The sequence below is a fragment of the Corynebacterium sp. UMB2355A genome, from assembly GCF_033877495.1.
GTDB lineage: Bacteria > Actinomycetota > Actinomycetes > Mycobacteriales > Mycobacteriaceae > Corynebacterium > Corynebacterium pseudogenitalium.
Map to the genome: position 1 here is coordinate 1,244,141 of NZ_CP138855.1, position 11,881 is coordinate 1,256,021.

Annotated in this window: 10 protein-coding genes; 9 read left to right on the forward strand and 1 reads right to left on the reverse strand. The window is 62.1% G+C overall.

What is annotated here, in order from left to right:
• Positions 1–10: 10 nt before the first annotated feature.
• The 5 genes from R0V12_RS05860 to R0V12_RS05880 all read left to right on the forward strand — a co-directional run bounded on the left by R0V12_RS05860 (position 11) and on the right by R0V12_RS05880 (position 5,955).
• Positions 11–526 carry a PepSY domain-containing protein gene (locus tag R0V12_RS05860; RefSeq protein WP_256042065.1) on the forward strand — a complete coding sequence of 172 codons (516 nt, stop codon included), beginning with the start codon at positions 11–13 and terminating at the stop codon, positions 524–526.
• Positions 527–696: 170 nt separating this feature from the next.
• Complete coding sequence (locus tag R0V12_RS05865; RefSeq protein WP_256005759.1) at positions 697–2,049, forward strand: TRAP transporter large permease subunit; 1,353 nt, start codon at positions 697–699, stop codon at positions 2,047–2,049.
• A gap of 4 nt (positions 2,050–2,053) precedes the next feature.
• Positions 2,054–2,365: a hypothetical protein gene (locus R0V12_RS05870; RefSeq protein ID WP_284805470.1), complete on the forward strand. Its 312-nt coding sequence runs from the start codon at positions 2,054–2,056 to the stop codon at positions 2,363–2,365.
• A 12-nt stretch (positions 2,366–2,377) separates the two neighbouring features.
• Entirely contained in the window at positions 2,378–5,200 is a 2,823-nt protein-coding gene (locus tag R0V12_RS05875; RefSeq protein WP_320072289.1) for an FAD-binding and (Fe-S)-binding domain-containing protein, read from the forward strand.
• A gap of 23 nt (positions 5,201–5,223) precedes the next feature.
• The gene (locus R0V12_RS05880) at positions 5,224–5,955 is read left to right on the forward strand and encodes a nitroreductase family protein (RefSeq protein ID WP_320072290.1); all 732 of its coding nucleotides are present in this window, start codon (positions 5,224–5,226) and stop codon (positions 5,953–5,955) included.
• A gap of 819 nt (positions 5,956–6,774) precedes the next feature.
• Here the strand turns inward: R0V12_RS05880 and R0V12_RS05885 are convergent.
• The gene (locus tag R0V12_RS05885; protein ID WP_320072291.1) at positions 6,775–8,142 is read right to left on the reverse strand and encodes an AAA family ATPase; all 1,368 of its coding nucleotides are present in this window, start codon (positions 8,140–8,142) and stop codon (positions 6,775–6,777) included.
• Between the two features lie 119 nt (positions 8,143–8,261).
• On the opposite strand from R0V12_RS05885, the gene R0V12_RS05890 reads away from it, so the two are divergent.
• The 4 genes from R0V12_RS05890 to R0V12_RS05905 all read left to right on the forward strand — a co-directional run bounded on the left by R0V12_RS05890 (position 8,262) and on the right by R0V12_RS05905 (position 11,873).
• Positions 8,262–8,897 (forward strand): hypothetical protein, encoded by a 636-nt coding sequence (locus R0V12_RS05890; protein ID WP_284818166.1) that lies wholly within the window; start codon positions 8,262–8,264, stop codon positions 8,895–8,897.
• 144 nt (positions 8,898–9,041) lie between these two features.
• Positions 9,042–9,587, forward strand: coding sequence for a hypothetical protein (locus R0V12_RS05895; protein WP_070361659.1), 546 nt, complete (start codon positions 9,042–9,044; stop codon positions 9,585–9,587).
• Between the two features lie 674 nt (positions 9,588–10,261).
• A complete protein-coding gene (gene gluA, locus R0V12_RS05900) occupies positions 10,262–10,990 on the forward strand; it encodes a glutamate ABC transporter ATP-binding protein GluA (RefSeq protein WP_070361658.1) in 729 nt (242 codons plus the stop codon).
• A 16-nt stretch (positions 10,991–11,006) separates the two neighbouring features.
• Positions 11,007–11,873, forward strand: coding sequence for a glutamate ABC transporter substrate-binding protein (locus R0V12_RS05905; RefSeq protein WP_070361657.1), 867 nt, complete (start codon positions 11,007–11,009; stop codon positions 11,871–11,873).
• Positions 11,874–11,881 lie beyond the last annotated feature (8 nt).

The following is an 11,881-nucleotide window of genomic DNA, read 5'->3' on the forward strand; positions in this document are numbered from 1 at the left end:
AGGAGCAATCATGAAACGCACACTGACAGTCTTGGCCGCGGCGGCACTGCTCGCAGGCTGCTCGAACGGCACGGACGAGGCACCAGCGACGAAGACCGTGACGGAGGCTCCGGAGACCACGGTGGCGACCAGCGTAGCGTCGGAAAGCGCGGGCGAGGCCACCAACGACGCCGCGTACGACGCGATTGAGGCGGCGCGACCATTCGGCACCGTCATTGCCATCGACCGCGAGAACAACACCAACACCTTCGAGGTCAAGGTCGCGGCAGAGGACAAGATCGTTGAGCTGCATGTCGACGGCAACCACGTGATGGAAAAGGAGTCCGAGCAGGACGCCGAGGACGTCGCGAAGGCGGGCCAGGCAACCGTCGCCATTGAAGACGCCATCAAGGACGCCCTGAGCCAGCACGACGGCATCCTCGACTCCGCCGAACTCGACGAAGACAACGGCGTACTGCAGTGGGAAGTCAGCATCGATAACCCGGACGGCTCCGACCTGGCCGAAGTGAACGTGCCGGCGAAGTAAGGATTACCGCTACCGGGGGTCAAACCCGGGTGGGTGCAACAACGCACCCGCCCGGGTTTTTGCGTTGATGGGGGAGGAGGGGCGTCGATAATTAGTTGGATTTTGTAGCTACAGCAACATGCAGCGCGTAATGTGTGCCGCGTCACTAATTGGAGTTGAAGGGAGTGAACATGGGCATCGTTGCGTTGATAGTGTTCATCGCGATCACGGTTGTGTTCAATGTTTTGCTAAAGCGCAATATTGCAGAAGCGCTGCTGATCGGCCTGGTCGGCGTGGCGCTCGTCGGCGGAACGAGGGCGCCAGAGCTGCTGTGGCTGGGAATTAAAAAGGCCGTCTCCTCGGAGGTCACGTTCGCCGGTATGGCGTTCGTGTTCATGGGGATCATTGTGCAGTCGACGGGCTTGATTGACAGGCTAATTACCATCCTGAACTCGATCTTTGGTCGGCTGCGCGGCGGGGCGGGCTACGTGTCCACCCTGGCCTCGGCGATGATGGGACTCATCGCGGGATCGACCGCTGGCAACTCCGCCACGGTCGGCTCCGTGACCATCCCGTGGATGAAGCAGACCGGCTTCTCCTCCAACAGGGCAGCGACGCTGGTCGCCGGTAATTCCGGCCTGGGCGTGGCGCTGCCGCCGAACTCCACCATGTTCATCATTCTGGCGATGCCGGCGGCTGCGGCGTCGTCGGCAAGCCAGGTGTACGTGGCGCTGGCCTGCGCCGGCGCGTACGCAGTGCTGTACCGCCTGGCGGTCGTGTTCTTCTGGACCAAGAAGGACCGCATTCCCAAAACACCAAAAGACCAGATCGTGCCGTTCGGGCAGGCGTGGGCGCAGGGGTGGCGCTCGCCGTCGATCTTCCTCGGCATCATCATCCCGGTGCTGCTCACCATCGGCCCGCTGGCCAACTGGTTCAAAAACTCCACCGGCGTCGGCGAGGACGGCATCAAGGCCATCTCCATCATCGTGTGGGTTCCGGTGTTGATCACGCTCATCGCCCTCATCGAGGGCGCCGGCCGCATCCGCCGCAACAACGCCCAGTTCAGGGCGCAAATCGTCCGTGACCTACCGAGCTTCGCCACCGTCGGCATCTCGCTGTTCGCAGCGCTCGCGGCCGCGTCCATCATGGAGGAACTCGGTGTGGGCGACCAGCTCTCCAACACGCTTGGGGCAATGGACCTGCCGAAGTGGGTCATGATCCTCGTCGTCGGCGTGCTCGCCGTCGTCGTGGCAACCCCACTGTCCTCCACCGCGACGGCAGCCGCCATCGGTGCCCCGGCAGTCGCGGCGCTCACCGCGGTGGGCATCGACCCGACGGTGGCGATCGTCGTCACCCTGCTGTGCACCTCGACGGAGGGGGCGTCGCCACCCGTGGGCGCGCCGATCTACCTCTCGGCCGCGATGGCGGAAGCCAACCCGACCAAGATGTTCATCCCGCTCATCATCTACTTCGTCCTGCCGATGATCCTGCTGGCGTGGCTCGTCGGCATGGGCATGGTCCCCGTCTACGTACCAGGAGCGTAACACCATGAACTCAATCTTCAAGCTCTTCTCCATCCTGTTCTACGTCTTCCTCGCCGCATTCCTCCTCGGCGGGCTCGCACTCGTCGGCATTCAGGCGGTCGGACTCGTCACCGGCAGCGGTGACACCATCACCGGCGCCAAAGCGGCGCTCGCGCCATGGGTCTTCGGCGCAGCTACACTTTGTGCAGTATCCGCATTCGTACTCGGCTACCGCCCCGAAGCGCTCCGAGCACAACGCGAACAACGCCAACGCGACAAAGAAGTGCAATTCCGCGAGCACCGCGACGATGCTCGGGACGAAAACAGCGCAGAATAATAGAGGACACGCATGAACACCACGCCACACGCAATCCGGGCCAAGCTCCGCAAAGACATGCCAACCCGGGCCGCTTACTCCTCTGACGCATCACTCTTCCGACGCGTCCCGGCCGCAGTACTCGAACCCAGCAGCGCACAAGACGTGCTCGACGGCATCGCCTACGCACGCGAACGCGGCTGGTCCATCGTAGGGCGTGGTGGTGGATCCTCCGTGGCTGGTAACGCCATCGGCGACGGCCTGGTCATCGACACCTCCCGCTACTTCAACCGCATCCTCGACATCGACCCGGATGCCAAAACGGCCACCGTGGAACCCGGCGTCATCTGCGACCAACTCCGCGACGCCGCCGCACCCCACGGCCTGACCTACGGTCCCGACCCCTCCACCCACTCCCGCTGCACCATCGGCGGCATGGTGGCCAACAACGCCTGCGGCTCCCACTCAGTGGCCTACGGTACCTCCGCCGACAACCTCGTCGACATCACGCTCGCACTCGCCGACGGCAGGGAAGTCACCTTCAGCGCCGACGGCTGCGACGACCCCACGCTTCACGACGCCCTCTCCGACCTCTACACCCGAAACCAGGAACTGATCCAGCGGGAACTCGGGCGCTTCCCGCGCCAAGTCTCCGGGTACGGACTGCACTACGTGGGCACCGACATGGCCAAAGCCATCGCCGGGTCCGAAGGCACCCTCGGGGTGATTACGCGGATGACCGTGAGGCTCGTCGATAAGCCGAAGTACACCGCGCTGGCCGTGCTGTCCTTCGCGGACGTCTTCGCCGCCGCCGACGCCGCCCCCAAACTGCGCCAACCCGGCGTCGCCACCATCGAAGGCATGGGCGGCGACCTCCTCGACGCACTGCGCAGCAAAAACGGGCAAGAACACGCCGGCGAGAACCTCCCCGGCCAACCCCACGCCGGCGGCTGGCTCTACTGCGAAACCGAAGGCGACACCCTCGAGGAAGCCATCGCCGCCGCCGAAGCGCTCACGACCACCGTCGAACACACCGGCGCCGTCGTGGTCAGCGACCACGCCGAAGCCCGCGCGCTGTGGCGCATCCGCGAAGCCTCCGCAGGCACCGTCACCCGCCTCCCCGACGGCGGCGAAGCCTGGCCCAACTGGGAAGACTCCGCCGTACCACCCGAAAACCTGGCCAGCTACCTGCGCGGACTCTACGCCCTCATGGACACCTACGGCTACCGCGGCATCCCATTCGGCCACTTCGGCGAAGGCTGCGTCCACGTCCGCATCAGTTTTGACTTCCACTCAACAGAGGGCATCACCAACTTCAACAACTTCATGAACGACGCCGCCACACTCGTCACCAAGCACGGCGGGTCCCTGTCCGGCGAACACGGCGACGGCCGCGCACGCTCATCCCTGCTGCACACCATGTACAGCCCCGAAATGCGCGCCATCTTCGAAGAATTCAAACTGCTCTTCGACCCGCAACGCATCATGAACCCCGGCGTCCTCGTCTGGGCCGACGCCGTCACCGACGGCCTGCGCATGGAACCCGCCCAACGCACCCACGAAATCACACCCGTCCAACTCTTCCCACGCGACAACGGCAGCTTCACCGACGCCGTCAACCGCTGCGTCGGCGTCTCCGCCTGCCGCTCCATGGACGGCTCCATGTGCCCCTCCTTCCAAATCACCCACGACGAAATCCACTCCACCCGCGGCCGCGCCCGCATCCTCTCCGAACTCTTCCGCGGCGAAACCATCACAGGTGACGACGCCACCACCGCCCTCGACCTGTGCCTCTCCTGCAAAGCGTGCGCCTCCGAATGCCCCGTCAACGTGGACATGGCCACCTACAAAGCAGAGTTCCTCAACGACCACTACGCCGGCCGCGTCCGCCCACGCGTCCACTACCTCATGGGCTGGCTGCCAATCCTCAGCCACATCGCCCACAAACTCCCGCTCGTGCCACGCATCACGAACTGGGCCCTCCACGCCCCCGGCGTCTCGACGGCCGTCGCGAAACTCGGCGGCGTCGACACCGGGCGGCCGCTCATCAGCTTCGCACCCGAGTCGCTGCAGAAGTGGGCGCGGAAGCGTTCGGGTGCTGATGGCGGTGCTGCTGGTTCTGCGGCTTCGCGTGAGCGGATTGTGCTGTGGCCAGACAGCTTCAACAACAAACTCAACACCGGCCCGGCGCGAGCGGCCGTCGAAACGCTGGAGATGCTCGGCTACGAGGTCATCATCCCCGACGGCTTCGTGTGCTGCGGCCTGACCTGGCACTCCACCGGGCAACTCGCGATGACGCGGCGCGTGCTCGAACACTCCGCGCGCGTACTCAAGCCGTACCTCGACCAAGGGCTGCAAGTCGTCGCACTAGAGCCGTCGTGCACCGTCATGCTGCAACACGACGCCACCACCCAAACCGCCGACCCCGCCGTACGGGAACTCGCCGAAGCCACCCACACCTTCGCCGAAATCGTCGCCCCGAAGATCCAGGCGCTCGTCGCCGAGGGCAAGGTGCGCAAGCACAGCGGCAGCATCCTCACCCAGGTCCACTGCCACGAGAAGTCACTCGGCGACCCGCAGCAGTCCTCCCTGATCCTGGCGGCGCTCGGCTACGACGAGGAACAGATCCAAACCGGGTGCTGCGGCCTCGCCGGCAACTGGGGCTTCGAAGACGGCCACGCCGAAATGTCCCTCGAACTGGGAGAACGCGAGCTGTTCCCGCGCGTGAGGGAACACGACGGCCCCGTCGTCGCCGACGGCTTCTCCTGCCGCACCCAAGTCGAGCAGGGCACCGGCACCCAGGCGCAGCACGTCGCCGAAATCGTGCGCGATGTGCTTCGGGAGGAGCTCGGGTAGCCGATTTCAAGTAGCGTGTGGGCATGAACCACACCATCGAACACCAGCTACAGCACAGGACGATCCGCGAGTTTGAGCGGAGGGGCGTCGATAAGGAGGTGCTGGACCAGCTCTTCGAGGTCGCGATGCGCACAGCGAGCTCGCGCGGCCTGCAGCAAGCCAGCATCATCCACGTCACCGACGCCGACAAGCAGCGGCGGTTGGCCGAGATCGGGCAGCAGGAATACGTCGGGCGCGCGCCCGTCTACCTGCTGTTCATCGTGGACACCGCGCGCAACGCGGCGCTGTTGGAGGACCCCTCAGCCGCCGGGCACACGCGCCCCTTCATCGAAGGATTTACCGACGCCTGCCTCATGGCCCAAAACGTCGTCAACGCGGCGGAGTCACTTGGGATGGGAGCCAACTACCTCGGCAACATCCACAACGACCTCCAAGCCGTCGTTGACCTGCTGGAACTGCCACGCTTTACCTTCCCAGTCGTCGGGCTGACCCTGGGCTGGCCCGCCCAAGACCCACAACTCAAACCACGCATCCCGGCGCGTCTGCGCGTCATGGAAAACACCTACCAGGCCCCCGCGAGCTGGTCCGAGGCGCTGGGGGAGTACGACCAGGAGATGACCACCTACTACGACCTCCGCGACAAAAACCGCAGGTCAGACAACTTCTTCCGCCAAGTCCGCGCAGGGTTGCCGACGCACGCCGTGCCACAGGACGGGTCCCTGGATGTCGCGCGGCGGCAGGGGTTCGAGATCTAGTTTTTTGGGAGCGAGTGCCAATAGACGCAATTCCTGTTGGGTGAGGGGGTAAAAGCCCAGGTCGTGAAAAGGGGGTTGCGTCCTTTGGCACTGGGGTGAGGGGGAGCGCACCAAATTCCTGAATTTTGGCGGCCAGGTTTGGAAAAGACCAGGTCGGCGGGGGTACGGGAGGGAATGTGGTGTCCCATCGGGAGGGAGTGAGGCTAGAGGCCTGTTTGTGCGCTGAGGATTCGTCGCGCAAGCGCTCGAAGGACTCGCACCCCTCCAAGAAGCTCACATTGGTGAGTGCCTCGACCCAACGGGACCGGTCCGTCGTGAAGCGGGAATCGTGCTTTCGCTTTCGGCGCCCGCGGGTGGCGAAGTGGGCGTCGTGAAGCTGTTTTAGCCGATCCTTCGCCGCAATATTCGGGATAGTTTTCCTGGCTGGCAGATCCTTCGCAGGAATGTTGATCCCCAGCTGTGCCTGATACTGCGGACTGTGCAGTGCGTGGAGCACCCACGCCTCAGTCATTTTCACCGGCACAACGGGAACAACCGCGAACTCCGGGCTGACCTCTTCGGACGCCTGGTGGACTTCAAGCGCACGGCGCTCATAGCCGTCATTGTCTGCATCCCGATGGACAAAAACAATGTCAGGCGTTTGGCCCTGATCCACGATGAGCTGAAGGACATCAGCCGTGCGCTTCGACCCCGCGAAAGGCTGAGCAACAATTTGGGAGTCAGCCCCGAATCCGAGATCGATGAGGAGCGCCTTGAGCGGGCTCATCAAGCCATCGTCGCTGGTGCCCTCGCGAACGAGCAAACAGTACAGTGGCCTACTCATCGATCCCCCTCATCGTCTGCCACAAAGAGCTCACGGAAGTTGAGCTCCGGGAACGACTCGCGAAGAAGCTCCTCAACGTTCGCAGCCGAAGCCTTCACCTTCGACTTCCTCCAGCTCCCCTCCGCCACCACCGGGGTGAGGACCAGCGAGCCATTCATCGGATCCTTCGACCCCAGCAGTAGCTCATCGAAATTGTCTTTGTGCAGCGCTAAAAATGCTGGTGAATGGGTATTCACGATGACCTGACGAAGCGGATTCTCCGCCCCAATTGCTTCCTCAGGGTCCACGCTCAAATCGTGCAACAGCCAATACATCGCCTGGATCTTTAACGGGTGAATGCCGTTCTCGGGCTCTTCGAAGCAGATCAGGCGACTGCCCTCTGAGTCCAGCAGGATCGTCCCCAGGACTAGGAACCTCAACGTCCCGTCGGAAAGAGAACGGGCAGACACCACACCGCCATTACCGACCTGCGCCTGCAGCGTAAACACCTGGCGTGCCTCGTCAAAGTCCACCGTAACGCTGCGTACATCGACAAGATCTCCGACGATGTCAGCAAGCTCCGCAAGCACATCATGATCCGGCGACTGCCCCACAAGACGATCCAACGTCTTCGGCAGGTTCCCGCCTTTCGCACTAATAAAGTCGGGAGCCAACGCCTCGCTCGGCGCGCGCATGGCGCTCGGCTCAAGGGAAAGGTACATCCACGCATCCAGCTCCCGGCGCGCCGCCATAATCACCGGATACTGGTCCTGCTGCCCATACACCGACAGCGCAGTACGGGCCGGCGCATCCCCGCTCAGCGACACCAACGACGGCCTTCCCTGACTTCCATGCCGCACATGGATTTGTCGTTCCTGCTCACTCGTCTCAATAAACGCTTTTCGACGTCCGCCCACGATCGCAGACTCAACAAAGCTTTTCTTTGCCCAACCCAGCTTCTCTCGAGCATCCGCCTTCGTGAGCGGTTTTAGCTCCTCACGCGTAACAACAATGCTGGAAACATTCCTATTGTTACCAACAGTCACGTCCCGCAGCTCAAGATCAACCTCATACCGGAGATACGTCTGATCAGCAGTAATCGACTTGCCGAAGGAATCCTCAAACTCCTTCTCCGTAATCATCTCTGCAGCAAACGACATCTTGCCACCCGGCGCGAAAATATCGCGCACGTCCCCGCCATTACCCCGGATCTTGATGGCAGCCTCATTCAACGTCCGCGACCCAGTGAGCGCTAGGAACTGGAGAGCGTCGAAAAGATTAGATTTACCAATAGCATTCGCCCCGGCGACACAGGTGTATGGGCCGAGGTCGATAGCTAGGTTGCGCAGGTTCTTAAACCCATCAACTTCAAAGCGGGTAAGCATACCGAAATACTAACCCACGCCTAGCTAGTCAAAGACGCGATGGAACCAAAGCGCGCGACGCAGCGTCAAACTCTTGAAGAACCTGAACCATCAGGTTCCCCGACAGGAAAGGACACCACATGAAGCGAATCATTACTTCCGCAACCGCCGTAGCCCTGTTGGCTACGACCGCAACACCAGCACACGCAGCGAACGTTGAGTACCGGAATGGCACCTGCACGTTCACCCTGTTCGACGACGAACTTCCCAGCCTCAAAGCAAGCACCATCGCACCCAAGAAAGCACTTTCGGAGGATGGGTTACGCGAGGCATTCGCGCTGGTAACGCCACAAGAAGCATCCGAAAAGCTGGCGCTCCTCGATCAGGAGGTCACCGCACTCACCAAGCAGCGCTCCGAACTTCTCGACGCCACCACCATCGGCACAGCCGACGAACAACAACTTAAACAGCTCAACTCCCAGCTCAAGTTCCTTCGCGCTTTCGAGCCTGCCCTGAAAGCCTGCTCTCAGCGCGAAAATCACGGGAAATGGACAGTTAAGACCACAAGCCCACGGCCAAAGCAAACTGCACCAAAGCAGACCGGGTCAATCGGCAACAGCGAAGGAAGTAGCATTAAAGATGTGAGCCCAGCAGAGATGCGCGATTGGCTCAGCGTCGCTGGCCCACTCGCCGGGATCTTCCTCGCAGTAGTGCTCGGCGCGGCCGCACTCGTGACCGTGGTATTCCCAACATTGGCGCCGAAGCTGCCGTTCTAGGCGCACCTATTTCGGGGGTAGTTAGGGGATGAACTCCAAACATTTATCGAAAAACTGTTTCCCGAATAGTGGGGATTCAATATATTTTCGAGCTAGGTAGTTCACCTAAAGCCCCTTATTTCTTACCCCTGAAAAGAGGTTCACATGAAGAAGATCATCACCGCCGCAGTTGCTTCGGCAGTCATCGCTGGTGGCCTGGCCGCTCCAGCACAGGCAGCTGACAACCAGCCACAGGAGACCAAGTGCAAGATCACCTACCCGGTTGCCAAGGAAGGCGACAAGGCCGAAACGAAGGAATTCACCAAGGCTGAGGCTGACGCACAGCTGAAGAAGGACATCGAGGCTTCGGCCAAACTGGTCAAGGAGCGCGCTGAGGTCGAGGCACAGCTCAAGGACAAGAAGATCAAGCAGGAAGACGCCGACAAGAAGTTCAAGGAGATCGACGCAAAGCTCGCCACCCTGAACGCCACCGCCCCAGCACTTCGCGCTTGCGCAGCTGGCAAGGACCTCTCCCCATCCAGCTCCAAGATCGAGTCCACCCTCAGCTCCATTGACGGCAAGCTGAACAACTATGGCATCGGTGCCGTAGCTGGTGGCTCCGTTCTCGCGCTGATCGCCCTGATCGCAGTGGCCCTGCCACAGGTTGCACCGATGCTGCCACCAGCAGTGCGCGACGCGCTTCCTTTCTAAGAAGCATCTCACCGATAGATGTGGGCGACCCATGTGGGTCGCCCATTTTTTATGCGCTTGGGCTAGAAGCCTAGGGGGCGCGCACCAAATTCCAGGATTTTCGCAGGCGGGTTTGGAAAAGACCAGGTCAGCTAGGGCGCGGGAGGGAATGTGGTGTCCCATCGGGGGTGCCAGTGCCAAAGGACGCAATTCCTGGTGGGGGTGAGGGCAAAAGCCCAGGTCGTGAAAAGGGGGTTGCGTGCTTTGGCACTGGGGTGAGGGGGAGCGCACCAAATTCCCCCTCGTGGAGTTGGCGACCTGGGGAAACGCCGAGGGGGTCTGGCGGAAAACGGGAATGTGGTGTCTGGGCGGGGGACACGCGCACCAGATTCCTGGTTTTTCGGCGGCCAGGTTTGGAAAAGCCTAGGTCGGCGGGGGTACGGGAGGGAATGTGGTGCGCGCGACAGGGGAGTGAGTGCCAAAGGACGCAATTCCTCGTGGGGGTGAGATCAAAAGCTCAGGTCGGCTGCGAACCGGAAGGGAAGTAGGCGCGCAGTTCAGGCAGTGGGGGTGAACTTTCGGGCGAAAAGCACCCGAGAACTATACAAAGTGTGGGCCAGGCCACTAACCTGCCCGATATGACACACAGCACATTCACTGCCCAGAGTGGGTCGGGCAATAGCTCCAGTGAAGCCATGATTGACCTAGCGGGCGTACAGAAGCACTTCGGCGACTACCACGCGCTTCGAGACATCAACCTTACTGTGCCGAAGGGCCAGGTAGTGGTGGTGCTCGGGCCGTCGGGGTCGGGGAAGTCGACGCTGTGCCGCACGATCAACAGGCTCGAAACGATTGACGAAGGCACCATCACCATCGACGGAGTCCCGCTGCCGGAGGAGGGCAAGGCCCTTGCGAAGTTGCGGGCGGACGTCGGGATGGTGTTCCAATCCTTCAACTTGTTCCCGCACCTGACCATCAAGGACAACGTGACGCTTGGTCCGTTGAAGGTGCGGAAGCAGGGGAAGGGGGACGTCGAGAAGCGGGCGATTGAGCTGCTGGACCGCGTGGGCATCGCGAATCAGGCGGACAAGTACCCGGCGCAACTGTCGGGTGGGCAGCAGCAGCGCGTCGCGATTGCGCGGGCGCTCGCCATGTCACCCAAAGTCATGCTTTTCGACGAGCCCACCTCCGCCCTCGACCCCGAAATGGTCAATGAAGTGCTTGATGTCATGGCCAACCTCGCCAACGAGGGGATGACGATGCTCGTGGTCACACACGAAATGGGCTTCGCCCGGCGCGTCGCCGACCGCATCATCTTCATGGCAGACGGCGCGATCATCGAAGACGCCACACCCGAAGAGTTCTTCACCAACCCGAAGACCGACAGGGCGAAAGACTTCCTGGCCAAAATCCTGGCCCACTAACCGAAAGGACAACACCATGAACATCCGTTACGCCGCACTCACCGCCGCGCTCTCCGCTGCTGCCGCAACCCTCGTCGCCTGTGGCGGCGGTGCCGGTGAAGGCACCGACCTCCTCGGCCAGATCGAATCCGGCCAGGTCACCCTGGGCACCAAGTATGACCAGCCGGGCCTCGGCCTGCGCAACCCGGACGGCACCATGTCCGGCCTCGACGTCGACGTGGCGACGTACGTGGTCAACCACATCGCGAAGGCGAACGGCTGGGCAGAACCGACCATCACCTGGCGCGAAAGCCCATCCGCACAGCGCGAAACCCTCATCCAAAACGGCGAGGTCGGCGCCATCGCGGCGACCTACTCCATCAACAAGGGCCGCTCCGAATCCGTCAACTTCGGCGGACCATACCTGGTCACCCACCAGGCGCTCCTCGTCAGCAACGACAACACCGACATCAAGGGCCTCGAAGACCTCGACGGCAAGATCCTCTGCTCCGTCACCGGCTCCACCCCAGCCCAGAAGGTCAAGGACGCCCTTCCAGGCGTGCAGCTCCAGGAGTACGACACCTACTCCTCCTGCGTTGAAGCACTCCGCCAGGGCAACATCGACGCCATGACCACCGACGCCACCATCCTGCTCGGCTACTCCGCCCAAACCCCAGGCGACTTCAAGGTCGTCGAAATGACCAAGGACGGCAAGCCATTCACCGACGAGTACTACGGCATCGGCCTGGCAAAGGGCGACACCGCAGGCACCGACGCCATCAACAACGCACTCAAAGAACTGCAAACGTCCGGTGAGTTCGACGCCCTCGTCGATAAGAACCTTGGCGGCGACGACGCAGTCGACGCCGGCACCCCTGGCGACCTCTCCTTCATCGAACAGTAAGACCCCCT

Coding starts and splice junctions, on each gene's coding strand:
- R0V12_RS05890 (WP_284818166.1), top strand. CDS start 8,262: ATGAAGCGAATCATTACTTCCGCAACCGCCGTAGCCCTGTTGGCTACG.
- R0V12_RS05895 (WP_070361659.1), top strand. CDS start 9,042: ATGAAGAAGATCATCACCGCCGCAGTTGCTTCGGCAGTCATCGCTGGT.
- gluA (WP_070361658.1), top strand. CDS start 10,262: ATGATTGACCTAGCGGGCGTACAGAAGCACTTCGGCGACTACCACGCG.
- R0V12_RS05885 (WP_320072291.1), bottom strand. CDS start 8,142: ATGCTTACCCGCTTTGAAGTTGATGGGTTTAAGAACCTGCGCAACCTA.
- R0V12_RS05875 (WP_320072289.1), top strand. CDS start 2,378: ATGAACACCACGCCACACGCAATCCGGGCCAAGCTCCGCAAAGACATG.
- R0V12_RS05865 (WP_256005759.1), top strand. CDS start 697: ATGGGCATCGTTGCGTTGATAGTGTTCATCGCGATCACGGTTGTGTTC.
- R0V12_RS05880 (WP_320072290.1), top strand. CDS start 5,224: ATGAACCACACCATCGAACACCAGCTACAGCACAGGACGATCCGCGAG.
- R0V12_RS05870 (WP_284805470.1), top strand. CDS start 2,054: ATGAACTCAATCTTCAAGCTCTTCTCCATCCTGTTCTACGTCTTCCTC.
- R0V12_RS05905 (WP_070361657.1), top strand. CDS start 11,007: ATGAACATCCGTTACGCCGCACTCACCGCCGCGCTCTCCGCTGCTGCC.
- R0V12_RS05860 (WP_256042065.1), top strand. CDS start 11: ATGAAACGCACACTGACAGTCTTGGCCGCGGCGGCACTGCTCGCAGGC.